The organism is Moritella sp. JT01, from assembly GCF_001574435.1.
In the GTDB taxonomy this organism is placed as follows: domain Bacteria; phylum Pseudomonadota; class Gammaproteobacteria; order Enterobacterales; family Moritellaceae; genus Moritella.
In genome coordinates, this window is sequence record NZ_LOCN01000034.1 from 42613 (window position 1) to 67912 (window position 25300).

Annotated in this window: 27 protein-coding genes; 16 read left to right on the forward strand and 11 right to left on the reverse strand. The window is 38.9% G+C overall.

The window, feature by feature from the left end:
- Window positions 1-54: 54 nt before the first annotated feature.
- The gene (locus AKG98_RS20725) at window positions 55-984 is read right to left on the reverse strand and encodes a LysR family transcriptional regulator (RefSeq protein WP_067050695.1); all 930 of its coding nucleotides are present in this window, start codon (window positions 982-984) and stop codon (window positions 55-57) included.
- Window positions 985-1174: 190 nt separating this feature from the next.
- On the opposite strand from AKG98_RS20725, the gene AKG98_RS20730 reads away from it, so the two are divergent.
- The 3 genes from AKG98_RS20730 (at window position 1175) to AKG98_RS20740 (ending at window position 3566) form a co-directional block, all read left to right on the forward strand.
- The gene (locus AKG98_RS20730; RefSeq protein WP_067050698.1) at window positions 1175-1870 is read left to right on the forward strand and encodes a type 1 glutamine amidotransferase domain-containing protein; all 696 of its coding nucleotides are present in this window, start codon (window positions 1175-1177) and stop codon (window positions 1868-1870) included.
- A 15-nt stretch (window positions 1871-1885) separates the two neighbouring features.
- Entirely contained in the window at window positions 1886-3043 is a 1158-nt protein-coding gene (locus tag AKG98_RS20735; protein WP_067050701.1) for an iron-containing alcohol dehydrogenase, read from the forward strand.
- Between the two features lie 229 nt (window positions 3044-3272).
- A complete protein-coding gene (locus tag AKG98_RS20740) occupies window positions 3273-3566 on the forward strand; it encodes a hypothetical protein (RefSeq protein WP_067050704.1) in 294 nt (97 codons plus the stop codon).
- Window positions 3567-3591: 25 nt separating this feature from the next.
- Here the strand turns inward: AKG98_RS20740 and AKG98_RS22560 are convergent, their stop codons facing one another.
- Together AKG98_RS22560 and AKG98_RS20745 are read right to left on the reverse strand one after the other, a co-directional pair.
- Window positions 3592-3756, reverse strand: a complete 165-nt coding sequence (locus AKG98_RS22560; RefSeq protein ID WP_198155584.1) for a hypothetical protein — start codon at window positions 3754-3756, stop codon at window positions 3592-3594.
- A 94-nt stretch (window positions 3757-3850) separates the two neighbouring features.
- Complete coding sequence (locus AKG98_RS20745) at window positions 3851-4516, reverse strand: HAD family phosphatase (RefSeq protein WP_067050707.1); 666 nt, start codon at window positions 4514-4516, stop codon at window positions 3851-3853.
- A gap of 216 nt (window positions 4517-4732) precedes the next feature.
- On the opposite strand from AKG98_RS20745, the gene AKG98_RS20750 reads away from it, so the two are divergent.
- Entirely contained in the window at window positions 4733-5152 is a 420-nt protein-coding gene (locus tag AKG98_RS20750; protein WP_067050710.1) for a cupin domain-containing protein, read from the forward strand.
- Window positions 5153-5235: 83 nt separating this feature from the next.
- On the opposite strand, the gene dcuC is transcribed toward AKG98_RS20750, so the two are convergent.
- Together dcuC and AKG98_RS20760 are read right to left on the reverse strand one after the other, a co-directional pair.
- Entirely contained in the window at window positions 5236-6603 is a 1368-nt protein-coding gene (gene dcuC / locus AKG98_RS20755; protein WP_067050712.1) for an anaerobic C4-dicarboxylate transporter DcuC, read from the reverse strand.
- Window positions 6604-6730: 127 nt separating this feature from the next.
- Complete coding sequence (locus AKG98_RS20760; protein ID WP_067050715.1) at window positions 6731-7093, reverse strand: helix-turn-helix domain-containing protein; 363 nt, start codon at window positions 7091-7093, stop codon at window positions 6731-6733.
- 116 nt (window positions 7094-7209) lie between these two features.
- Between AKG98_RS20760 and AKG98_RS20765 the strand changes: the two genes are divergently transcribed.
- Together AKG98_RS20765 and mog are read left to right on the forward strand one after the other, a co-directional pair.
- Window positions 7210-7881: a glutathione S-transferase family protein gene (locus tag AKG98_RS20765; RefSeq protein ID WP_067050718.1), complete on the forward strand. Its 672-nt coding sequence runs from the start codon at window positions 7210-7212 to the stop codon at window positions 7879-7881.
- Window positions 7882-7985: 104 nt separating this feature from the next.
- Window positions 7986-8519, forward strand: coding sequence for a molybdopterin adenylyltransferase (mog, locus tag AKG98_RS20770; protein WP_067050721.1), 534 nt, complete (start codon window positions 7986-7988; stop codon window positions 8517-8519).
- A gap of 129 nt (window positions 8520-8648) precedes the next feature.
- Here mog and AKG98_RS20775 read toward each other — a convergent pair whose 3' ends face one another.
- Window positions 8649-9173 carry a YbaK/EbsC family protein gene (locus tag AKG98_RS20775; RefSeq protein ID WP_067050723.1) on the reverse strand — a complete coding sequence of 175 codons (525 nt, stop codon included), beginning with the start codon at window positions 9171-9173 and terminating at the stop codon, window positions 8649-8651.
- 185 nt (window positions 9174-9358) lie between these two features.
- Here AKG98_RS20775 and AKG98_RS20780 point away from each other — a divergent pair, with 185 nt between their 5' ends.
- A complete protein-coding gene (locus tag AKG98_RS20780; RefSeq protein ID WP_067050726.1) occupies window positions 9359-9667 on the forward strand; it encodes a carboxymuconolactone decarboxylase family protein in 309 nt (102 codons plus the stop codon).
- A 7-nt stretch (window positions 9668-9674) separates the two neighbouring features.
- Here the strand turns inward: AKG98_RS20780 and AKG98_RS20785 are convergent, their stop codons facing one another.
- Window positions 9675-9956, reverse strand: a complete 282-nt coding sequence (locus AKG98_RS20785; RefSeq protein ID WP_067050729.1) for a hypothetical protein — start codon at window positions 9954-9956, stop codon at window positions 9675-9677.
- A gap of 46 nt (window positions 9957-10002) precedes the next feature.
- Window positions 10003-10521, reverse strand: coding sequence for an aminoacyl-tRNA deacylase (locus AKG98_RS20790; RefSeq protein ID WP_228140385.1), 519 nt, complete (start codon window positions 10519-10521; stop codon window positions 10003-10005).
- Window positions 10522-10724: 203 nt separating this feature from the next.
- On the opposite strand from AKG98_RS20790, the gene AKG98_RS20795 reads away from it, so the two are divergent.
- Window positions 10725-11498, forward strand: a complete 774-nt coding sequence (locus AKG98_RS20795; RefSeq protein WP_067050733.1) for a hypothetical protein — start codon at window positions 10725-10727, stop codon at window positions 11496-11498.
- Window positions 11499-11591: 93 nt separating this feature from the next.
- Here the strand turns inward: AKG98_RS20795 and AKG98_RS20800 are convergent, their stop codons facing one another.
- Window positions 11592-14024 (reverse strand): YgiQ family radical SAM protein, encoded by a 2433-nt coding sequence (locus tag AKG98_RS20800; protein WP_067050736.1) that lies wholly within the window; start codon window positions 14022-14024, stop codon window positions 11592-11594.
- 154 nt (window positions 14025-14178) lie between these two features.
- Window positions 14179-14835 carry a pyrimidine 5'-nucleotidase gene (locus AKG98_RS20805; protein WP_067050739.1) on the reverse strand — a complete coding sequence of 219 codons (657 nt, stop codon included), beginning with the start codon at window positions 14833-14835 and terminating at the stop codon, window positions 14179-14181.
- Between the two features lie 267 nt (window positions 14836-15102).
- On the opposite strand from AKG98_RS20805, the gene fabV reads away from it, so the two are divergent.
- The gene (fabV, locus tag AKG98_RS20810; RefSeq protein WP_067050800.1) at window positions 15103-16308 is read left to right on the forward strand and encodes an enoyl-ACP reductase FabV; all 1206 of its coding nucleotides are present in this window, start codon (window positions 15103-15105) and stop codon (window positions 16306-16308) included.
- On the opposite strand, the gene AKG98_RS20815 is transcribed toward fabV, so the two are convergent.
- Window positions 16295-17212: a DUF1853 family protein gene (locus tag AKG98_RS20815; RefSeq protein WP_198155585.1), complete on the reverse strand. Its 918-nt coding sequence runs from the start codon at window positions 17210-17212 to the stop codon at window positions 16295-16297. The two genes, fabV and AKG98_RS20815, sit on opposite strands and share 14 nt — an antisense overlap.
- A gap of 76 nt (window positions 17213-17288) precedes the next feature.
- On the opposite strand from AKG98_RS20815, the gene AKG98_RS20820 reads away from it, so the two are divergent.
- From AKG98_RS20820 to AKG98_RS20850, 7 genes are all read left to right on the forward strand, one after another.
- The gene (locus AKG98_RS20820; protein WP_067050745.1) at window positions 17289-18050 is read left to right on the forward strand and encodes a Nif3-like dinuclear metal center hexameric protein; all 762 of its coding nucleotides are present in this window, start codon (window positions 17289-17291) and stop codon (window positions 18048-18050) included.
- Window positions 18051-18521: 471 nt separating this feature from the next.
- Complete coding sequence (locus AKG98_RS22795; RefSeq protein ID WP_067050748.1) at window positions 18522-19226, forward strand: acyltransferase; 705 nt, start codon at window positions 18522-18524, stop codon at window positions 19224-19226.
- Window positions 19223-20416, forward strand: coding sequence for a glycosyltransferase (locus AKG98_RS20830; protein ID WP_067050751.1), 1194 nt, complete (start codon window positions 19223-19225; stop codon window positions 20414-20416). Before AKG98_RS22795 ends, AKG98_RS20830 begins: the two co-directional genes overlap by 4 nt.
- Window positions 20417-20436: 20 nt before the next feature.
- The gene (locus AKG98_RS20835; RefSeq protein WP_067050753.1) at window positions 20437-20922 is read left to right on the forward strand and encodes a hypothetical protein; all 486 of its coding nucleotides are present in this window, start codon (window positions 20437-20439) and stop codon (window positions 20920-20922) included.
- Window positions 20923-20924: 2 nt separating this feature from the next.
- Window positions 20925-22394: a capsule biosynthesis protein gene (locus AKG98_RS20840; protein ID WP_067050756.1), complete on the forward strand. Its 1470-nt coding sequence runs from the start codon at window positions 20925-20927 to the stop codon at window positions 22392-22394.
- Window positions 22378-23439 carry a glycosyltransferase gene (locus tag AKG98_RS20845; protein ID WP_067050758.1) on the forward strand — a complete coding sequence of 354 codons (1062 nt, stop codon included), beginning with the start codon at window positions 22378-22380 and terminating at the stop codon, window positions 23437-23439. The genes AKG98_RS20840 and AKG98_RS20845 overlap by 17 nt, the downstream gene beginning before the upstream one ends.
- 3 nt (window positions 23440-23442) lie before the next feature.
- Window positions 23443-25299: a sugar transferase gene (locus AKG98_RS20850; RefSeq protein WP_067050761.1), complete on the forward strand. Its 1857-nt coding sequence runs from the start codon at window positions 23443-23445 to the stop codon at window positions 25297-25299.
- Window position 25300 lies beyond the last annotated feature (1 nt).

The following is a 25300-nucleotide window of genomic DNA, read 5'->3' on the forward strand; positions in this document are numbered from 1 at the left end:
CTAAGTCTAGCCTCAAACTCTGGTTTAGAGAGGTTTAGAACGTACAAATAATGCCTAAAAAGTAATAGTTCGATCTCGGTCACATTTTTTCGCTAAATGATTAAAATGTTCCCTTAAGAAACTCAATAACACCCTATGTTTTTTCGAACCCGCGCTTCCAGGTGGAAAAACGCCATATAGATCAATGTTCGAGAGTTTATAATCAGACAACAGTTGTTCTAGTTTGTTGGCTGCGATTTTTGGGGCTGCATCGTAAAAAGGAATACGTGCAATGCCATGACCGCCTTCTACAAACGCTGTTCTTGCTGCTGCATTATTGGTGCTAATACTTCCTTTTGGTTTTACGCTGTAAGCTCGACTTCCTTTCGTTAGTGTTAATGTACTTGAACTTAATTTGTATAACACCCAGCTATGCTCGACAAGTTCGGTAGGGGTTGTTGGCCGACCGTGCTTGTTTAAATAATCAGGTGATGCACATAGACAGGTTTTCATCGATATTAGTTTGCGAGCTTGTAAGCCTGAATCAGTAAGTGGTGCGCCTCTGATCGCAAGATCAATGCCTTCCTGCATAATGTTAACGATATCATCGGTAAGTATTATGTCCAATTCAATCTTCGGAAATTGGATCTTGAACATGTTTAAAGCTGGGACAATGATCTGTAATCCGACATTAACCGGACATGTTACCTTTATCAATCCTTCAGGCTCGTGCTTTAAATTCTCGATTTGTTGATTTGCGGCTTCAGCTTGCTGCGCTATTTCTTGACAGTGTTGGTAGTACTGTTGACCCGCTTCTGTAAGTGTAAAACTACGGGTTGTTCGGTTAAGTAACTTGAGGCCTAATTGAGTCTCAAGCTTTTTAAGATGGTAACTGACAACGGCGCGAGATAGGTTTAAATGCCGAGCGGCAGCTGAAAGCGTGCCTTGTTCGACAATCTGTGCGTATACAACCATGCTTTTTAACTGTTCAAAAGAAACATGCATAAATGAATCCTGATAATGAAGATAACAAACTGATTGTATCAAAATATTGAACAGTGTAATCAATTTACTCTGCATTGTTAGACTTTATTTTGAGGTGTAGACTGTCTCTATTCGCTGTTAACGCGCATACAGTATGCATAGCAGCTCAGACAGAAATCATTGACGCAACTTTAAAGCGAGAGGAATTATCATGAATAAGAACAACACAAGTAAGAATATTTTAGTGGTATTAACATCACATGCAGATTTGGGCAATACAGGCGAGAAAACAGGTTTCTGGGTTGAAGAACTTGCTGCACCTTATTATGTATTTGTTGATGCTGGAATGACAGTTACTTTGGCATCACCAGCAGGTGGTAAGCCACCAATTGATCCTAAAAGTGCGGATGAAAGCATGCAGACGGACGCAACTCGTCGATTTGATGCTGATGATGTCGCACAGCAAGCGCTAGCGACAACAGTTAAATTAGTGGATGTAAAAGAACAAGACTTTGATGCGGTATTTTATCCTGGTGGGCACGGTCCATTATGGGATTTAACTGACAACACGACATCAATTGATTTATTAGCTGCGTTTATTGCGAATAACAAACCAGTATCAGCTGTTTGTCATGCAAGTGCGGCGCTACTAAACGTTAAAACGCCTGAAGGTGAGTATGTAATTAAAGGTAAAGCGGTAACAGGGTTTTCAAATACAGAAGAAGATGCTGTACAATTAACTGATATCGTACCTTTTTTATTAGAAGATGAGCTTGTAAAGCGTGGCGGAGACTATCAGAAAGTTGCTGATTGGACGCCGTTTGCGGTACAAGATGGTTTAATCATCACAGGTCAAAATCCAGCGTCTTCAGCATTAGTTGCTGAAAAACTAATCGCACATGCTTAATACTAGGAAACAAATATGTTGAACTTTACGTTTCAAAACCCAACTCGCATTCATTTTGGTGATGACCAAATTAAAGCGATCAGCAAAGAAATTCCATTAGATGCTAAAGTATTAGTGACTTACGGCGGTGGTTCTATTAAGTCAAATGGCGTATATGATCAAGTTGTGACAGCATTGTCAGAACATAACTGGGTTGAGTTTTCAGGTATTGAACCAAATCCAACATATGACCAATTAATTAAAGCATTAGACGTAATTAACGAACATGATGTGGACTATATTCTAGCTGTTGGTGGTGGTTCGGTTGTTGATGGTAGTAAATTTATTGCTGCAGCGGCAGTATTTGAAGGTGATGATGCCTGGGATATCCTAAGTAAACATGCGCCAATTACTAAAGCATTACCTATGGGCGCTGTCTTAACATTACCAGCAACGGGTTCTGAGTCAAATGGTGGTGCTGTTATTACACGTGATGGCAGCAAGTTATCATTTGGTAGTCCATTAGTACGTCCAACGTTTGCGATTTTAGATCCAGCAGTGAGTTTGAGCTTATCTGATCGTCAAATCAGTAATGGTGTTGTAGATGCATTCGTTCATACTATGGAACAGTACATGACTTATAGCATTAACGCGAAAGTACAAGATCGTTTTTCTGAAGGGCTACTGTTGACGCTTATCGAAGAAGGGCCAAAAGCATTAAAACCTGAGACTAAAGATGATTTAGAGATCCGCGGCAATATTATGTGGTCGGCAACGATGGCGTTAAACGGTCTTATTGGTGCTGGCGTACCGCATGATTGGGCAACACACATGATTGGTCATGAATTAACAGCCGCACACGGTGTTGATCATGCGCGTAGTTTATCAATCGTGTTACCTGCAGTCATGAAAGTACTACGTGAAGACAAGCGTAGTAAATTACTGCAATATGCTGAACGTGTCTGGAACATTACAGTTGCTGATGAAGATGAAAAAATCGATCAAGCGATAGCAAAAACAGAAGCATTTTTTAAAGCCATGGAAGTACCGACAACGCTTACGGAGGCGGGTATTACGTCTGCTGATATTGACAATTTAATTGCGAAATTAGAGAAACACGGCATGGTGGCACTGGGTGAACGTAAAAATATCACCTTGGAAGTAAGCCGTCAGATTTTAGAAACCGCATTGTAAATACTTGGTATAACTACTTTATTTAAATAGTTAACCAGCAGTAAATAGCGTACTAATAGTAAAGGTTGGAATGATTATTCATTTCAGCCTTTTTTTTTATTATAAAATGACGATTAGTCATTTATCAGTCCCAGTGTCATACTTTTTTAATTCAACGGTGTTATAACTCAATGATATTGTTCTTATTAAATAATCTTATCGTGTTGTTATCGATACTTAAGGAAGAGTAATGGCTGATTTAGAATGGATGTTGGGTGTAATTATGTTATCGGGATTTTTATTTGCCGCTATCGCGAGATTTAATTTACACCGGTATTTACAGCAGAAAAAAATATTGGCAAGCGTGGATAGGGAACAAGCCCAAGTGCAATTAAAAAATACAACACCCGAAGTTATTTTAGATAATGGTGTACATCAATTATTCAAATATTTTATTGCTGGCATGATTATTTTTCTAGTTGGTAGCGCCACATTAGTCGATCACGGTGCTTTAAAAGCGTTGGTCTCTTTATTTTTTGATTAGGTATAATGCTTTGTTGATTTAAGCGCTAACGATCGTAACCTGAATTCGTTGGTATTTGCTGTAATACTTGTTGCTGCTCTCTATCGTATTTTTTATGTAGCGCGGCAATAAGTTCCTGATCTAACTTCGCATAGAACATATCTTCTTCGGCTTGACCTTTCTGGCGCATCGTTTCGTTAAACACTGACATATTGATTACCTCTAATAACCCGCATATTAATAATTTTAGTTTATTTTAGACAGAAGCGTTATTAGAGGCAGAGCTGATAATTGAACGTTATTGATTAAGCAGCTTGTTTACTTTGTTTTAGAATCTCTAAAACGTCTGATAAAGAGGCGCTTACAGTATGACCCAATGTTAGAACTTCAGCACTGGGTTGCACGAGATCTGGGATTTGAAATGTCTGCATATTAGCGCTTACGGCAGATAAAACGCCGTTATTGGAATCTTCAAAGGCTAAACATTGTTCCGGGTGAATATTTAAACGACCTGCTGCAAGCAAATAAATTTCTGGATCGGGTTTGCCATTTTTAACTTCGCAACCTGTGGTTAAATTATCGAAAAAATGGTCTAAACCAGCAAGCTTTAGTTTGATTGTTGCCACGTCTTGTTGTGTAGACGTCGCAACTGCAGTGGGAATATTATTATTTTTTAACCAAGTGAGTAACTCAACAACACCTTCTTTAACAGGAATAGCTTGGTGTTTAACGACGGCGTTGTAACGTATACGCCATGCTTCATGAAGTACTGGATAATCTAAATCACTGCCGTAACCAGCACGGATTACTTTTTCTATGCCTTGAGAATTACGACCGATAATATCGAGATAAACATCTTCTAAAAATGGAATCGATAATGATGCACATGCTTCTTCAAAGATCCCTTTGCAAACACGCTCTGTGTCGAGAAGAAGTCCATCCATATCAAAAATAGCTGCTTGGTAATTCACTTTACGTATCCTATATTGATGACAATTTATTTAATGAAATGAGTATAACAAATCTAATCGCGATAATTAATTTAAGTTCACATACTGTTGGTACTATCGTAATTTCGTTTGTAAGAGTATGTAATACTTATTAATATTCAGTAAAACTTAATATAAAGTATCACTAATAACGTAATGGACTAGAACTATATTAACAATTTGAATAATAGGGAATTTATGAAAGGTTTAATGAGTGGTTTATGTTTGGCGCTCTTAGTTGCCGGTAATGTATCAGCAACTGAATCCAAACCGGTGACGGTCGAAGTATTAGCAAAGTCGACAACGAGCTGGGACGGTTCTGTGCTTCCGAGTTATCCGAAGGGTAAGCCGGAAGTCACCATCTTAAAAATTGATATCGCACCTGGTGTTAAGTTGCCTTTGCATGAGCATCCGGTGATTAATGCTGGTTATTTAGTGAGTGGGGAATTAACGGTAGTAACACAAGACGGTGAGGTTTTGGAGCTTAAAGCGGGCGATACGCTTGTTGAAGTTATCAACAAATGGCATTACGGAATAAATAAAGGCGATGTGCCAGCCGAAATTGTTGTTTTTTATGCTGGTGTTGAAGGGGAGCCTTTAACAATTAAGCATAAATAATTAAAGTTAAAGGCTAGGGTTTTTATCCTAGCCTTTTGATAAATTACTTTCTTATTATCTTTTTTTAAATTTAGGTTATCAAACTAAGCATACATAGGCACAAGTACCATCGTCCCTGCAATAACGGTAATCAGGCCAGCTAATACGGGTACGGACGTGCGTTTAACAACTTCAAATGGACTGATTTTTCCCATGCCACTTGTTGCGACAATGACACCCGCTACCGGTGAAACAGTTCGACCAAGGTTCGATGCTTGTAACATCGGGATAATTAAGAACGCTGGGTTTAAGCCCATTTTACCGGCTAGTGTAGGCGCGAGTTCAACAAATGCGTAGAAGGGGGCGTTGCCTGAGCCTGTTGCTATTGCCGCTGCTACAGTGAGACCTGTTAGAATTAGCATTAATGCAAAACCGCCAGCACCTGCTGCTTCTGCAAGTCCGATTAAATTATCAATAGCACCAATCGACATCAAGCCCTGTGCAAAGACACCTGCAGCGACTAATAGCATTACAACACCTTTGAATGCGTCAGCCATCCCTTCATAGCAAGACTCTAAGTCTTCTAAGGTTGCCTTCCCATCTAACCGTTTAGTGATAAAGTCGATAACAGCACTAATGAAAATGGAAAAAACTACGATAGTGTAGATATCAAGTTCCAGCCCTTTAATTGTTGAACCGTTAAATACAAAGACACCGATGATAGGTAGAAATGGCAGGATGGAATAATAACCCGGTGCAGTTACGGTTATTTCTGATATATCGGTTTTTTCCATTGGCGTATTTTCTTTTTTGTCTAAATAACGATTCCAGAAAAATGCCGCTGCGGCCATCACGATGATGGCACTGATTGATACAGGTAATACGGTTTCAACAGAAAATACATGCAATGGTAATCCAGACTTTTCGGCAGCGACAACTACATCGCCAGATGTTGGTGATAAAATAATAGCAGCAGGCGATGCACAAACAGCAACGGCGGCTGGTCGAGATATCCCCATTGCCGTCATCATTGGGAATAAAGTGGCCATGAGCAATACGCCAAGTCCAGTTGCAGAGCTTACCGCTAGTGACATTAAGCAAGCCACAATATAAGCAGCAACAAGTAGGGTATAAGGTGACTTGATAAAGGATAGGGGTTTCGAAAATTGTTTCACAACAACATTGTTCGCATCAATCTTAGTCATGTAAGCTGCAAAACCACATAACAACATAATTTGCATGCCTAAGCCGCCCCCTCGATATTGCAGCATGTATTTAACAAATTCTAATGAGTCTGTAATGGTATTCCCTGTGCTTGTTATGCTTGAAGGGAGAATTTGCTTGCCAAGTAAGCCTGTTATAATGAGTAGTGTAATACCAGCTGTGAGTAATACTCCCGCCGCTTTGTATTCTTTGACGATGAAGTAACCGACACCGACTGTCACGATTAAACCAATGAATAACGCTAACATTGAAACCTCTTAATTGTATTCAAATGCATAATTAACATTATTTTAACCTTTAAAATAATGTTTCCTTTGCAGCTGAATGTACCTATAAAGAGAGGTTTTTGCGATGGTTAACAGTACTATTAATGATCTAAATCAGTTTTCCCCAATCACATAATAAATCGAGTGTTGGCGATAACTTATCGGCCAGCGGCGTTAAGCTGTATTCGACTCGTGGCGGGATCTCTGCGTAGACATGACGGGTGACAAGTTTGTTTTCTTCCAAAGCCCTTAACTGTTGGGTGAGTGTTTTTTGGCTAATGTTAGGGATGACGCTCTTCAATTCCCCAAAGCGTAATGTTTTATGGCGTAGTTGATAAAGTATTACTACTTTCCATTTACCAGAAAGCATGTTTACCGCAGCGACAATTGGGCTTGTAAGTTGAGCATTACAGGTATGAACTGAATTTTTTTCTAAATTATTTTTTATTAAAGAACACTGTGATTTAGCCATTAGGCACCTTTAAGTAACTATGTATCATATATGTACCTACTTGTTTGGAACATCTGCGAATGTATATTATCAACCTATACCAACTCGGTATAATATTCAATCCAATAGGTGAGCACATGTCATTACAACAAATAGAATTAATTAGCTTTGAACTCTGTCCTTTTGTTTTACGCTCAGTGATAACATTAAAGAAAAAAGGCATCGATTTTAACATTACGTTTATCGATTTAGAAAATAAGCCTGAATGGTTCTTAAAAATATCACCGTTAGGTAAGGTTCCAGTACTTAAATATGGTGCTGATGTTATATTTGAATCAGCGGTGATTAATGAATTCCTCGATGAAATCAGCCCACCGATGCTGATGCCAGCAGATCCACTTCAAAAAGCAAAAGACCGTGGATGGATAGAATATGCAAGCGCACTAACTGTAAACCAATATATGTTAACCATGGCTGACAGTAAATCTGATTTTGACACGCAGAGAATCGAAATGTTGAGTAAATTACAGCGTTTAGAAAATGTAATAACGGGTAGTAATTTTTTTAATAATGTAAACTTTTCATTAGTCGATGCGGCATTAGCCCCTTTATTATATCGTTTTACATTGATCGAAAAATTATTTGGGCAATTTTTTCTTCATCAATTTCCAAAGTTGCAAAAAATATCAGATAAAATTGTTGAACAACCCTATGTTAAAGGGGCAACAATCGATGATTTTGAAATGGTCTTTATTGATTATTTGAAAAATAATAACAGTTACCTAAGTACACTAATTTCTAAATTTTAACTTACTATCTTAATTTGTTGCGGCAGATCAATCTATTGATTTTACAGACTCATTAGCTTCGGTTAAAATTAGTACTTAAATTCAATATGCTATATGGAATAAACATGACTAAAGCTAAAATCGGTATTGTGACAGTAAGTGATAGAGCCAGTGCTGGTATTTATGAAGATCTTTCCGGCAAAGCCATTATAGCTGTATTGAATGAGTACCTGACTTCCGAGTGGGAACCTGTTTATGAAGTTATTCCAGATGAGCAAGATGTGATCGAAGCAACGTTGATCAAAATGGCTGATGAGCAAAACTGTAGTTTGATTGTGACTACGGGTGGCACTGGCCCTGCTAAGCGTGACGTAACGCCAGAAGCGACAGAAGCGGTTTGTGATCGTATGATGCCTGGATTTGGCGAGTTAATGCGTGCAGAATCGCTAAAATTTGTTCCAACTGCAATTCTTTCTCGCCAAACGGCAGGGTTACGTGCAGATTCATTAATCATTAACTTGCCGGGTAAACCAAAATCAATCCGTGAATGCTTAGATGCGGTATTTCCAGCGATCCCTTATTGTATTGATTTGATGGATGGCCCTTTTCTTGAGTGTGATGAGTCGGTGATTAAACCGTTCCGCCCAAAAGCGAAATAATTACTCGCCCATTTAATGCAACGGGTATAAATTGCGGTTGGTCTAAATGATACGGTCTGTATAAATATAGATGCCATGTATTTTCACTGCCTATGATGAAAATACATGGTTTACGTTGTAACTAGCCGTTTATATATGCCAGTTAATATTAGTCCGCTCCCAGATCCGAGGCGCGCCCATATTCATACCTCGAATATCACCATGTGACATGTCCTCAACTAAATCGTTGTATTCGTTATTGCTGAATTTGAGGAAATTCCGATGATCTCCAGATTCGATATAGATGGAATCTGCAGTGAGTAAACTATCATCCACTATCATACTCATGTTATAGGCTGCCCCCATTGCAGGGATCGCACCTTTAGCACAGTCCGGAAATAATTCCTGTAATTTTTGTTCGTTGGTTAAATAATAATATTTACCCATTAGATTATTCACGTCTGTCAATGATACTCGGCTATTAGCTGGTAACGAAGCCATAAGGTAATCACCCGTTACACTTTCTAGTACTACGGCTTTAGCGACATTTCCTGCGGGAAGGTGAGCGGTGCGAGACGAATCCAGAGTGGTAAATGTTCGGCGGTGTTTAATCGTGTCATAGTGAATATTTTCGTGTTCGAAATATTCTTTTAATGTGATTGCAATGGCCATCATGTACCTCCTAAAACCACTAATAACACGCACAGAGTATAGCATAAACATGCTTACCAATATGAAGGTGGGAGGAATTCAGCTGTTTATACATCTGAGTTTAGCGCTTTTCACATCTTGAACTAATTTAGTAGTTATACCCATTAGAATAAATACATGATCATTTTCTGACTAATATAGGATCTCTTATGGCTACAAATCCATCCACTCAATATCTGAAAATAAAACAAAGACACCCACAGTTGATTAGTGCTGTAGAGTCACTTGGTAAAGTGGCAAAACAGGGAGGACCAATAGATGAAAAAACCGCACAGTTAATCCAATTAGCAGCCGCTGCAGCCATTCGTTCTGAAGGCGCTGTTCATAGCCATGCTAAAAGAGCGCTTGACGCTGGCGCAAGCGTTGATGAAATTCGCCATGCATTACTGCTGCTCACTAGCACATTGGGCTTTCCCTGCGTTATGGCAGCAATGAGTTGGGCAGATGAAAAGTTATAGTTTAAACCTATAGATTACGCATTACCTTGTGAATGACATTATCTACATCAATTTTAATATGTTGTGATGCGTCTTGGGCATAGACGTTGATATTTTTGTATAGCTCACCAATCATTGTGATACCGCTGCATTGAATCGTGAGGACTATATTGGCGGTGATGATGTCTATCACCGCTTGTTCATCAGAATTTGATTTAAGTGCATCGATCTCTTGTTGCCAGTTTGATTGACCTTTTATTTTAGCTAATGTACTTTCTGAACTTGTTAATAACGTGCCGCAAATCCTCATGACTTAAAGTTCCTCAGGTAGTTGATAGGAATTACTTAGCGTGTTTTTAATGCCTTAATTTACCTTGCCTAGCATGTTCATGATGATAACCACTGCCTGCTTTGTTAAATCCACAGCTAATTATTATTGGCTGCACTAAGTCAATGAGATCTGCCGTTTTCATTTTGATGGTTTCAGAATGGTCGCCTGCATTAAAACTGATTTCTTCTTGCTTCACTAATGTTTCTGAAATATAAACTGGCATGTTAAAAAGATGACCAAACGGTGGCATTGCACCTGTGTCACAATCTGGAAACATGCTACTGAACTGATGCTCATACGCTAAATTGACATAATGGGCGCCAATAGAGAAAGCAATATTATCAAAATCAATGGTGTAAGGGGCGGGCATAACAACCATAACGAGTCTTGTATCTGCGGTAATAATGACAGTTTTAGCAAAAGACATGCCACTGGTTTTACTTAATTCAGCTACATGCTGCGCAGTATAACCGGGTGGGTGATGATCACTTTGGTAGTTTATATAAGCCTGATCTAAATAATGGGTGATTTTTCGCATGAGCATAATCAACCTCCCTAGCGGTTAATGCGCTAATACATTTATCAAGAATGTTTAGGAGCTTTAATTATAGTTGTTAATTATTGTATTGCGGATAATGATTATCCCTCTTGTCTTGAGATTCCTGTTTCTTGCTTATCTTTTTTAATCATATTATATTGAATGCGGATAAGTTTGGTTATTACCCATTTTATGATAAGGAAATCATAATGTTTAACATTAATATATATGACAATAATACAGCGTTAAAAGAATCAATAAACACACTTCTTTTAACAGCGGAGAGTTTACAAGATATCGCCGAATACATTAGCATCAAAATAAAAGAGGATGGAATACACATTCACGCGATGGGTGATGCAAAAAGTATCTTTACTAGTGCGTTTATAAGTAGCGGTGTGTTCTCAGAGATGGTAGTACATGATGAATGTGTTTTGAATGTAAAGCCGAAGGTATTATTTAATGCCCTCAAAAAAATCGACATTGAAAATGCCGACACGTTAAATTTAACAATGGATTATAATGATCAATCAATAAAAGTGTTGGCCCAAAATAGAACATTAGCGCAGCGTATTAGTATAAACTATATGACTAATCAAGTTGATGAACGTTCTGAGCCTCGTTCGTATTTTGATGCGCAAGCTATCATTAACACCAATCATCTTTTAAAAATAAATCAAATAGCTGAAACACAAGATGAAACCTTAGCTATCGCTATTTGTGAAAATAGTATAAGTTTTAGCATTGAGAATGATGACGTAACGTATCATATGGATGTAATAAATAATGATGAATCACAACTGAGTCTATATGTAGAAAACCCAATGAGACGAGTTATAATATTAAAAGATTTCAATTGCTTATTAAAAGCTGCATTATTAAGTGAACAAGTAACAATATCTCTCCAAGAAGAGGCTGCTACTTGTTTTGAAATAAATCTTGGTGATTACACATCTATAAAATACTACCTTTTTACCGTATAGAATCATAAGAAATCATAGGGGTATTAAGCCCCTCTGATTTCAGTCCATCATTCAAGTCTTTTTTGGCCTACGTGAAGTAGGCCGTAAGAATGCCTAGCGCTTGTTACTGCGTTTAGCTTGCTGGCCTTGGCCACCTTTATTTTCTGACTTGTTAGCGCTTGGACGGCTGCCTGATGGTTTCTTGAATCCGCCACCCTTGGTACTGCCGTTCGCATTCTTGCTACCGTTGGCGCTGCTATTGCCACCTACAGTTGGCTTTTTACGGTTCGGCTTGTTACCACCTTTGTTACCGTTTTCGTTAATACCAACACCTTCTTGTGGCGCTAGACCTGTGTGTTTCGTTAACGCCTTAGTGAACTGCTTAGTACTAGGCTCTGCACGTTGCTGTTTAACGCCTTTATTACTCGTATTTGGTTTGTTTTTACTGTTAGCACCACCTTTACCAAGATGCGGCTTCGCATTACTGCGTTGTGCTTGTTTTTCGGCCAAACTTTCTGGCGGTACTAGCTGTTTTGGACCGCGACCAATCAGATGACGGTTACCTGTTTTAAGCAGGAATTCGCGAATGATTGGCCAGTTAGCTGGATCATGGTAACGTAAAAGCGCTTTGTGCAGACGACGTTGGCGCGCACCTTTTGGCACAACGACTTTTTCATCTGTTTCACGTACTTTATGTAATGAGTTAAGCTCTGTGTGATACACGGCTGTTGCATTAGCAAGTGGTGAAGGGTAGAAGTTTTGTACTTGATCAAGCTTGAACTTATACTGTTTTAACCATAAGGCTAACGTCAGCATGTCACTATCATTGGTACCTGGATGCGCAGAGATGAAGTACGGAATAAGGTATTGCTTCTTGCCTGCTTCTGCAGAGAAACGATCAAACATTTCTTTAAACTTATCGTACGTGCCCATGCCAGGCTTCATCATAATATCAAGCGGTGATTTTTCGGTATGCTCTGGGGCAATTTTTAAATAACCACCGACATGATGCTGTACTAATTCTTTTACATAACGTGGATCTTCAATCGCTAAATCATAACGTACACCCGATGCAATTAAGATTTTTTTAATGCCAGGTACTTTACGTGCGCGACGATACAAGTTAATTGTTGGTGTATGGTCTGTGTCCATGTGCTTACAAATGGTTGGGAAGATACAAGACAGGCGGCGACAAGTCGCTTCTGCTTTTGCACTCATACAACCTAATTTGTACATGTTTGCTGTTGGTCCACCAAGGTCGGAGATAACACCGGTAAAACCAGGTACTTTATCGCGAATGGCTTCCATTTCTTTTACGATAGAATCTTCTGAACGACTTTGAATTACGCGACCTTCATGTTCGGTAATCGAGCAGAAAGAGCAGCCACCAAAACAACCACGCATAATATTAATCGATGTTTTAATCATGTCATAGGCAGGGATCTTTTGATCGCCATAGCTTGGATGTGGAACACGAGCATATTCTAAATCAAATACGCCGTCCATTTCACCTTCTGCAAGCGGTGCCGCTGGTGGATTTAACCATACTTCACGTGCGCCGTGTTTTTGGATCAAGGCACGTGATGAAATAGGGTTCGTTTCCAGATGGAATACACGTGATGTATGCGCATATAACATTTTATCTTTTTTGACTGTTTCTAGATCGGGTAGGCGAATATAGGTTTCGTGCCAAGGCATTTGCTTAGGCGCTTGCATCACGATAGGTTTCGCTACATCTGCATCAGAATTATCGATGATCTCTTCTTTATCTTGTTTCGAGCAGGTTTCATCAATTTCGGTGTACGGGCTGATAATCGGTTCAATTTTACCCGGGGTATCTAATGTACGAGAATCAATACCTTTCCAAGTCGGTAGTGGTTCTTTTAGCATGACAGCCGTACCACGAACATCTTGAATGTCTTTAATTGATTCGCCACTTGCCAGACGATGTGCCACTTGGATCAATGGGCGTTCTGCATTACCGTAAATCAGCATATCCGCTTTTGAATCAGGTAATACTGAGCCACGTACTTTGTCTGACCAATAATCATAGTGCGCAATACGACGTAGACTGGCTTCGATACCACCAATCACAACGGGTACATCTTTAAATGCTTGCTTACAACGCTGCGTATACACTAATACTGCACGATCAGGACGTTTACCACCGATATCACCTGCGGTATAAGCATCATCATGACGTAACTTAAGATCTGAAGTATAGCGGTTGATCATTGAGTCCATGTTGCCCGATGTGACACCGAAGAACAGATTTGGACGACCTAACTGTTTAAACGCTTCTGCATCTTCCCAATCAGGTTGTGAGATAATACCCACACGAAAACCTTGTGCTTCTAAGGTTCTGCCGATAATAGCCATACCAAAACTTGGGTGATCGACATATGCGTCACCTGTAACAACAATAACGTCACAGCTATCCCAACCGAGTTGATCCATTTCTGCACGTGTCATGGGCAAAAATGGTGCGGGTTTTAATACCCGATTCTGAAATTTTGGATATGAAAAAAGATCTTTGGCAGTTTGCATAAAGTACTCTTGGGTATTAATTTTAGTGCGCAAAGTTAATTGCGAAGGCTATTTCACGACTGGAATAAATACAATAAAGAGGAAGCCAGTCGTTACTGAGGGCGGATTATAGCCACTTACAACGTCTTTTGCGATTAAAAGCGGCAATAAATATTTAGCTTGCTTGTAACAAGTTGAAAAACTGAGTCAAATTATTTGCTTCATAATCGGCTTTATAGTCAAGATCCGGTACCACTTGCTCTGAACCGGATAGCCAAACCGTAGTCATACCAAGGGTTTTAGCCGGTTTAAGGTTACGCAGTTGGTCATCAAAGAAGACGGTGTTATGGCGATCAATTTCGTGTTTTTCACAGAGTGTTTGATAGCTTGAACTGTGTGGTTTTAGCTCATAATTTGCGTCTTCTAATGAAAAAATATCATCGAAGCAATCGATTAACGCTAATTCCGTTAGAATTTTAGTCGCGTAATGTTTTGGTGAATTCGTATAAATTATTTTACGGCCGGCCAATTGATCGATCTGTCGCCCTAAATTGGGCTGTGCTTTCAGCGTCGTCATATTGATGTCGTGGCAATAATGGATGAAATCATCACGATTCACATGATGATGCTTGATTAACCCTTTTACTGTACCGCCATATTGTCTGTAATATTGGTTAGATAAAAGTGTGGCCTCTGGAAGTGGTAGAGACAGTGCGTTAGCTATAAACCGGTGCATTCGTGATTCGACCTGCTTTAATATGCCTAAGGAAGGGCTATAAAGCGTGTCATCTAGATCGAACAAGTAAGTATTGGCTTGGTTAATTTTCTGCATATTACTTTCTCTACTTTTGACTCTGCTCAATGCATTAATAGTATATTTGTTATGTGTGATGAAAATCTGAATGAGCAGTAAACGTTATAAGGCTGCAATATTAGTGTAAAAGTACAATAATGCAAATGTATCCTATTTTGTTTGCTTAAATAGCGTCTTATTTTTGTGGTTAGAACTCCAACCAGATGAAAAACGTTAAAAAAATAGGTGCTTAATTTTTCAGAAACTTTTATTCTATCTACTGTGTCTCAACATTGTGAAGATAATATGATAATTAAACCAAAAACTCGCGGTTTCATCTGTACCACAGCTCATCCTATTGGCTGTGATTTAAATGTTAAAGAACAGATACAGTATAATAAAGAGCAAGGTGTTATTGAAAATGCACCAAAACGTGTATTGGTAGTTGGCTCATCAAGTGGTTACGGGCTTTCGTCTCGTATTACTGCTGCATTCGGTGGTGGTGCTTCAACTATTGGTGTATTTTTCGAAAAACCGGCTACTGAGAGAAAGACGGGTACAGCAGGTTGGTATAACAGCGCTGCATTTGAAAAATATGCAGCGGAAGAAGGTCTATATGCAAAGAGCATTAATGGCGATGCATTTTCTGACCAAGCAAAACAAACTGCAATTAACCTAATTAAAGAAGATCTTGGTCAAATTGACCTCGTTGTTTATTCATTAGCATCACCGGTACGTAAATTGCCAAGCACAGGCGAAGTTGTACGTTCTTGCTTGAAACCTATTGGTGAGACGTATACAGCGAAAGCGGTTGATACCAATAAAAATAAAATATTTGAAGCAAGTGTTGAACCAGCAACAGAGCAAGAGATCAAAGATACCATTACCGTTATGGGTGGTGAAGATTGGGAACTATGGATGTCTGCATTATCTGATGCTGGTGTATTAGCTGACGGATGTAAAACCGTTGCTTATAGCTATATCGGTACAGAAATTACATGGCCTATCTATTGGGATGGTGCATTAGGCAAGGCGAAGCAAGATCTTGATCGTGCTGCTCATGCGATCGATGCTGACCTGAAAGTAAAAGGTGGCACTGCAAACGTAGCTGTACTTAAGAGTGTCGTCACACAAGCAAGTGCTGCAATTCCTGTTATGCCGCTTTATATCGCAATGGCATTCCGTGTGATGAAAGAACATGGTTTACATGAAGGTTGTTTAGAGCAAATTTCACGTTTATTCCGTGGTTCACTTTACCCACAAGGTGTTGGTAGCGCTAAATTAGACGAGGAAAATCGTCTACGCATGGATGATTGGGAACTTCGTGATGACATTCAAGCGACTTGCGTGAAGTTATGGGACGAAGTGACCGATGATAACTTATTTGAAACGACTGATTATCAGTATTACAAAGATGAGTTTTTAGCATTGTTTGGCTTTGGTATCGAAGGCGTTGATTATGATGCTGACGTAAATCCGATTGTTGATTTTGCTCCAATTACACTTGACTAACCTTTTCCTGTTTTGAACGGTCGAGCTTAATTTTAGCTAGCCATTCATCGGGAACAAGTATTAATCGCTCAGCCTCTTTTTGATTGTGATATCTAAGAAGCTGTAGCGGTTTTTTTTCGCCCGTTTTTTGATGTTGATAAATATCAAGTTCGCTCTTTGTTCGTGTCGCAAGGTAATTAGGCTTCATTATTTGATACCAACGGTGATGTATGCACTCTTTGTTAAAATGATGATGTGTTATCCAACGCCAATTACAGCTATTCGGTAATAACTGGTTTGTTAGCTTAAGGGCTGGGTGTGCTTGGTATAAACGGCCTTTGAGTATTATTTTTTCATTATCAATATTGATATTGTGTTCGCGTAATAATCCTTGTGCTGCCTCTTGCTGACCTAACTTAATCTGGTGCTCTAGCATATGGTTAAATTTAATATCGAAACGATCTTTCATGTTCGCGCCATACCATAATGGTGGTTCATTATTTGTGCTAGGGTAACCTAGATAAAATTTTACTGCGACTTCAAAGTGGGTGACTTGATTAGTGGTGTTGTCTTTGACAATAAAATCAAATTCGCCATAGGTAAAGTGATCATCTCGTACTTGGGTATTAGCGAGTAGCACGTCAAAGTTTGGGTTATCGATAAAAAAGAAGTGCCAAAGTTGTTCAAAATATAAACCCAGCCTTGTAGCTGGTCGTATAAAATTGAGTAATGGCGCAGGTTCGACATCTAGAGCAAAGAGCCGCGGTAAGTAGTCAGTGTATTGTTGAGCTAACCAATCTGTTGAAATAAGGGCGTGATTATTTACGTTAACCATTGGAGGACTTGCAATCGACCATGCTAGATCACGTACTATCGGATGGTTAAAATTATAGTTATAGGTGTCTAAAATACTTTCTATCGGCATGTTATTTGCTTCAAGCTCCAACTTAACGTATACATATAACTTTAGATTAGTATTCAACAAATAACGAGGAGCGGGCATGGCCTCACTCAATAATAAAAAACTTGAAAATATTTTAACTGAATTTATGCAGCCACATCGTGTTCGTGATTTTACCGTTAACGGTATGCAGGTTCAGGGTAAAGACACCGTGACAAAAGTGATCACGGGTGTCACAGCATCTCAAGCATTAATTGACGCTGCAGTAGAGCAACAAGCAGATGCAATTTTAGTGCATCATGGGTATTTTTGGAAAAATGAATCACCAGCGATTACGGGGATTAAATATAACCGCATTAAAACGCTGATCAAGCATGATATTAACTTGTATGCTTATCACCTGCCGTTAGATATACACCCTGAATTGGGTAACAATGTTGAATTAGCTAAGCTATTAGGTATTACGGTTCGTCGTGGTTTGGAACCGTGGGATAAAGCGAGTGTTGCTTTAGTGGGGAAATTTGAAGATGAGATCTCAACTGAAGAACTCACTCAACGTATCGAAACTCAACTTAATCGTGCGCCACTGGTTGTCGATGCAGGTAAACCGATAAAATCGGTGGCTTGGTGTACTGGTGGTGGTCAAAGTTATATTGAATTAGCGATTGAACAGGGAATTGATGCATTCATTAGTGGTGAAGCGTCCGAACAGACAATTCATTTAGCGCGTGAAGCGGGTATGAGTTTTTTTGCAGCAGGTCATCACGCAACGGAGCGCTATGGTGTTAAAGCGTTGGGTGAATGGTTAGCAGAAGAAAAAGGCTTGGACGTTACCTTTATTGATATTGATAATCCAGTGTAATTAAATAGGCTTACTCATTAACAAAATATGTTGCTGAGTAAGCCTTTTATGTATGTATAAACTGCATATTTAGAGTGTGGCCATACTCGGACATATTGATAGTCAGTTTTAAATCGGTGAGGATATTCCGAAAACGGCGTGATGCAGGTTGTTCACACAGAGCCTTGATATTACAGCCAATGCTTGAGTAGGACATGCTACTTGGCGGTAATATGCTGCGTACTATTCTGATAAATGCGGATGAGCAGAGTGTACCGTACCGCATAAGGATCATGGTTTCATATTCGCCACTACTGATCTATAAATTACAAATCCTTTGCATTAATAGATAGCTTAGTCGATTTAATTACGGCAGACCTGTGTTTTAATTTTGTACTTTTTAATATAGATCATTTTTTAATCATATTTAATCCATTGTTTTTATATAGTCTAGTCTTGATACATAGTTAACGGTTACAAGGACGCTCTTATATGGATATGCTTGGATCAATAAAGCTATGGCTAAAAAATGACGAGAGTGCGATAGCTAAAGTGTGCCACCGTTGTATTCGTGAACTGATGCATTTTTCTATACCAGTTATTCCTTTTATTCATCCTTGTATGCTTCGAATACACCTCCTTATTACCCACTTATTCGCAAATATGTTACGGGTTTTATATTGGACCCCTTTATTTAAAAGTCGCTTAGTAACAAGACCGAGTAACTTATACCTATATTCAGGAATGCCATTGGTATTAGGACATTTAACCATTGAAATGGGCGACAATTGCCGTGTTTCTGGTATTTCAACATTAAGTGGACGAAGTATGGACGGGCAGCCATCTCGTCTAATAATCGGAAACAATGTCGATATAAATTGGCAAAATAATATTGCGGTCGGTGGCAATATCGTGATTGAAGATAATGTAAGGCTAGCAGGACGGGTTTTTTTGGCTGGTTACCCTGGCCATCCTGTTGATGCAAAAGAGCGCGCTGCGGGATTACCAGATAATGAGCATCAAGTCGGCGATATTATTTTAAAGCGTGATGTTTGGTTAGCGACGGGTGTCAGTGTTATGGCTGGGGTTACTATCGGAGAAGGTACAATCGTTGCCACGGGGAGTATTGTAACTAGTGATTTACCTCCGGGTGTACTTGCTGGTGGTATACCAGCTAAGGTGATCAAATCATTATGAATAATTGGCAATGGATTGTATTTGGTGAAGACTGGGGACGCCACCCAAGCAGTACACAGCATTTGATGAAATCAATGACGCGTAAGCATCAGGTATACTGGGTGAACTCCATCGGTTTGAGACGTCCGAAATTGACGGATGGTAAACGTATAATTGAAAAATTAAAACAACTAAAGAATGCCACTGCGAACAATTTTAACCAGAACCACACGCTTTCAGATGTTGAGGTGAAACCGCTAGAGATTCTCGCTCCAATCGCATTCCCCTGGCCTGGGAATTATGTTGCTTATGTGATTAATCGTTTGTTATTAACGTACCAAATTCGTGCACAGTTGGCTAGGCATGTAGCAGATAAGAACTTACCGCGTATTCTATGGTTATCACTACCGACCGGGCGTTGTGTTATCGATGCATTAGAAGAAGATGTCGTTGTTTATTATGCCGGTGATGACTTTAGTGCATTGCACGGTGTGGATCATAAAAAAGTTAATTTCGAAGAGGTTGAACTGGTAAAATGTGCTGATATTATCTTTGCCGCAAGTGACAATATTGCCCGTCAATTTCCTCAGGATAAAACCTACTTGTTACCACATGGGGTAGATTTAAAGCACTTTTCATCAGTGTGTAAACGTCCTAATCATTATCCTGAATCCGCTCTTGTCGTTGGCTATTATGGCAGTATTACCCGTTGGTTAAATTTTGAATTAATAACATTCCTCGCGCGTGCTCGACCCGATATTACATTTCTATTTATTGGTAAAATTGAGATCGACGACTGTCCAATATTTGAGTATGAAAATATTATCCATTTGGTCGATATGCCTCATGAAGAGTTGATTAAATATGCAGCTAATTGGCAAGTATCATTAATCCCATTCGTTGATAATGAACAGATTCGAGCATGCAATCCTTTAAAATTAAGAGAATATTTAGCCATTGGACACCCAATATTAAGCACTAAATATCCAGCTGTTATGGAATTTTCAGAATGTATTTATATTGCAGAAAATCAGCAACAGATGCTAGAGCAGTTAAATACAGCATTAATTTTATCGGAGGCAGAGCTTACACGTCTTAAAGACGAATCTCGGGAAATGGTTAAAAGCTCAACTTGGGAAGCAAGGTGTGATTATGTTTCGGCGTTATTAATGCAGAAACTAACAGATAAAGACAACATTGCATGTAATTAACAATGGTCTGGGAGTGCGTTATGAAAGGACTTATTCAGAATAAATATAGACGAACAGCATTGCTGTTCGTCACGTTAATATCGCAGTACGGATGTGCGAATTCGCCAACGGTTATTCCAATGGCAATGATGGGAATAGTATCGGTATCAGAACTTGATAAACCGGCAATAATAGAACCGAGAAAACTAAATTTTATTTTTGAATACAAGCAAGTAGAGTTAAGCAGAGAACAGCGAAATCGGTTACTTTACCTTTATGACTGGCAGCACGGTGCGATCATTAGTTATGGTAAAGCAAAAGCCGAAAATGACTATACAGGTTTATTCATCGGACATAAACGTGTGCAAGCTGTTAGCCAAGCTTTAGCTACAAATCAAGAAATACTTCAGGTTAATTATGACCCGACATTGGCTGCGGACTCTGTGGTAGTTGAAGAAAATATTATCCAAACAAGACGTATAACTACTGATAAAACAACGGATTTAGTTGAGAACTCTAGGCTGTAAATATGGGTATTATTGTATGGGGTAATATTTATCGATTTATCGAGATAATGTGGCGCCGACGTTATTACCTTGGTGTTTCTATTGTAATCGCAATGCTGAGTGCATCGTTCATTAGTGTTGTCACGGATAAGCGATACGATGCTCACACATCGATATTAGTTCAGGAAAGTGCATTGCTTAATCCATTTTTAGAAGACTTATCAGTATCATTTAATCTTGAACAAAGGATCGTGGCTTTACGCGTGTTAGTGCATAGCCGGCATATACTATTAACCGTTGCTAAGCAAAATGAGTTAATCGATACAAACAGCAGTTATAGAGAAAGAGACTTAATTGTTGAACAACTCTCAGATGCAATCATATTAACGCTATCTGGCACAGATCTCGTGATTATCTCTTTGAGTTGGGATGATCCAAATAAGATGGAATCGATCTTGAGTTCTGTTAGTCAATTGTTTATTGATAGTTTAATGGCACCGAGTAGAGCATCAATTATTTCATCAGAGGAATTTCTACTTGCACAGCTAGAGTTAAGGCGCGATAAGTTGGTCGTAGCAGAGGAAAAAATGGCTTCTTTTCGTCGTAAACATCTCGGCGTTTTACCTGAGTTATTTATGCAAAATAACCAGACTTTATTTTCTATTTACAGTGAAATTAGAGGGAAAGATATTGAATTATCAGGCGCTTATGGTCAGTTGAATAGCCTAAAGCTTAAATTGGCGCAAACGAATCCAGTGATCGGTGTAGTTGAAGAGCAAATCGTAGCAGCAGAAGCAAAACTGTCACTCTTAAAAGCAAGTTATACCCGTAACCACTCTAAAGTTCAATCTGTTGAATTACAGTTAAATAATTTAAGAAATGAGCAAAATAAATTACTCAGTAAAAATGTGGCATTAACAGACGAACAGTTAGAACAGCTATGGAATTTGGCCTCTGTTGTTGATAATGGGAATGGCGAAAGTAAAGTTCCGTCATTGTTATTATCTCAGTTAGAGAATCTGCAAGCCGCTCAATCGCGCGTTATACAATTAGAAAATGAAGTTGCAATGTTACGACAACAATCGGAGCATTTAACAAGTAACGTCGCGATGGAAGCGGACGTGGCGAAAGAACTGAGTGCTCTAAAGCGTGATCTGACCGTTAACACGAAATTATATCATGACTTGTTAAACCGTCACGAGATGGCAAAAGTGACTGGTGAGCTAGGTCGTCATGAAGAACCTGAAAAAATTAAAGTAATTGATAGGCCTTTTACGCCGGGTTATCCCTCTAATTTATCTCTGTTCGTATACATTATTATTGGCCTATTTAGTGGTATAGGTGGTGGTATTGGTTTGGCGGTGATGGTCGAGTTATTAGACGACACGTTATGGCACATAAGAAAAATCAGCTTGTTTGATGGCATTGATATTATCGTACGATTACCTGCGATTGATTATGAAAAGGATGTTGATAATGAAAATCATGGTTGAAATTATTCAACATCTAAAACCGGGTGGTATTGAAAAATTAGTTGTTGATATTATGCGATTACAAGATTCCGAGGTCAGGGTTTACATCGTTGCTTTAGAAGGTGATAAATCGGCTTGTTTAGCGCACTGGCCTGCATTGAAACGGTATCAAGAACGACTGGTTTTTTTGGAAAAGAAACCGGGATTTAAACTCTCGACTGTAAGGCGACTGCGTAAAATATTAAGGAGATTAGAGGCAGATGTTATACACACTCATCACATTGGTCCTTTGCTTTATGGTTGTATGGCAACGCTAAAGTCAACCAACATACAGCATATTCATACAGAACATGATGCGTGGCATTTACTTGATAATAAACAGTTACAGATGACAAAGTTAATGTTGCGGTTAAGTCGAATCACGTTAGTTGCCGATGCGTCAACGGTAGGAATAAAGCTATCTGAAATGCTTGGCGGTAATGTTAATCCTGTCACGATCTTAAATGGCATTGATACGGAAAAATTTATACCGAGTCTAAATCATAAACGTTATAAAAATAACACCCGTGTTTTCAAAATTGGTTGCGCAGCAAGACTAGTGACTGAAAAATCGTTGGACGTATTAATTCAAGCGTTCGCGGATATTCCTAATGCGGAACTATATATTGCTGGCGATGGTCCTGAAAAACATAACCTTGTTAATTTAGTGCAGGAATTAGGCCTGTCAACTAAAGTTAAATTCATTGGCTATACAGATGATATGGTAGGTTTTTATCATCAGTTAGACTTATTTGTACTAACTTCGTCAAATGAAGGACTTCCTTTGTCAATATTAGAAGCTCAGTCGTGTAACGTTCCTGTCGTTTGTAGTGATGTTGGCGGTGTACATGAGGGGGTATGTAAACAAACGGGTCGATTAATTAAACGCCATACTGTTAATGAATTTCATATTGCAATAAAAGCACAGATGAAGCGGAATAGTAAGTATCAGCCTCGTGATTTCATTACGCAAAAATTTGATATTAAAAAGATGATCAAAGCTTATAACAAGCTTATTGAGGAGTAGCCTATGGACTGGCTTCTGTTTGGTGCAATATTATCGATTAACTTATTCATTTACCATCATTGGGCTTATCCTAAAATTTTGCAATTCTATGCAAAGTGTAAGGTGAGAGGGGAAAAAAATGACACATTTAAATCACGAAAATATGTTTCAAATGATGTTGATGATGGACTCCCTATAATAACGATCGTTATGCCAGTTTATAACGAAGCTAAATACTTAGGGGACAAGCTGACAAATCTACTGATGCTTGATTATCCGGCCGATAAATTACATGTTGTGCTCGGGTTTGATGGTTGTTCAGATAATTCTGTTGAAGTTGCGGAGCAATACTTAAGTCAGTTTGAATTACATAACATACACATTGAATTAGATGTGAACGAAGAAAATCATGGCAAGGTTTATGTCATCAATAAACTATTAAGGCGATATAAAGCAAAGTCCGATATTTTAGTTTTGAGTGATGTGAGTGCGTTGATTTCCATTGACGCGATGCAGATATTTGCTTATCGGATGGCTGAAGACGATGTTGGCATTGTAACGGGTGACTATCAGCTATATGAGCATGGCTCGAAAGGTGAAGCGCATTATTGGAAGTACCAACGAAATATTCGTAAAGCAGAAAGTGTAACGGGATCAATTATTGGACCTCCTGGTGCCTTATACGCAATTAAAGCTGCGCTATTTGAAGAGATCCCATTTGATACCATTAATGATGACTTTGTCTTCCCTATGTTATTAGTAAGTCGTGGATATAGGGCCGTATTGGATGAACGGATTTCGATTATTGAAATGGAGGCTACACGTGAATCTGATGATTTTTCGCGACGTACCCGCATTGGCGCTGGTAATGTTCAACAAGTACTTCGGCTTAGTAGTTTATTATCATCACGGCATGGACTGACGGGGTTTAACTTTTTCAGTGGTAAATTCTTACGGACGTTAATGCCATTTAATTTATTGTGTTTATTTGTGTTTACATTTTTCCTAACAAATAGTGAATATGTCATTGTTGCCAACGTAGCTTGGTTCTTATTGTTTAGTCAATGTTGTTTGTATGGTGGTTCGGCTGTGGGTTTGTTGTTTGATATCGCGCCTGTACGTCAACCTTGGGCATCACTTTATTATATAGCAGTAGGTTATATGGCTAGTTTTTATGGTGGGATTCGTTATATTTTTGGTTTAGAGCGAGGGGCTTGGGTTAAAATTAACAGCGAGCAGGATAATACCAATGATTTTCAGAAAAAAAGCGTGGTTATACCTAAACGAATTTCTGACATACTCATATCAATAGTTGCATTGTGTATTATCGCCCCTTTTGTACCATTTATAGCACTCGCCATTAAATTGAACTCTAAAGGGCCTGTTTTTTATCGTCAATTACGCGTTGGTGAAATTCGTTATGAATACGTAGAAGTATTTATGCTCATTAAGTTTAGAACGATGGTGCTAGAATCAGAATCGAAATCAGGTCCTGTTTGGGCACAAGAACAAGATGAGAGAGCTACGTCTGTAGGTCGATTCTTACGTAAAACGAGGATAGATGAGCTACCACAACTGGTGAATGTGTTACTTGGCGACATGGCGATTGTAGGGCCAAGACCTGAACGTCCTGTTTTTTGTGGCAAATTAGAAGAAAAAATTCCGTATTATTTAGAGCGTACTCACGGTGTCAGACCTGGTATAACCGGCTTAGCACAAATATCTCAAGGCGCAGATACTTGCATAGAAGATGTGCAAAATAAACTTTATTGGGATCATACATATGCTTTAAACCTAACGAGTTTTACTCGCTGGCTTAAAGCAGATACCATTATTATATTAAAAACCTTTTTAACGATGGTGATGTTCAAAGGTCATTAAG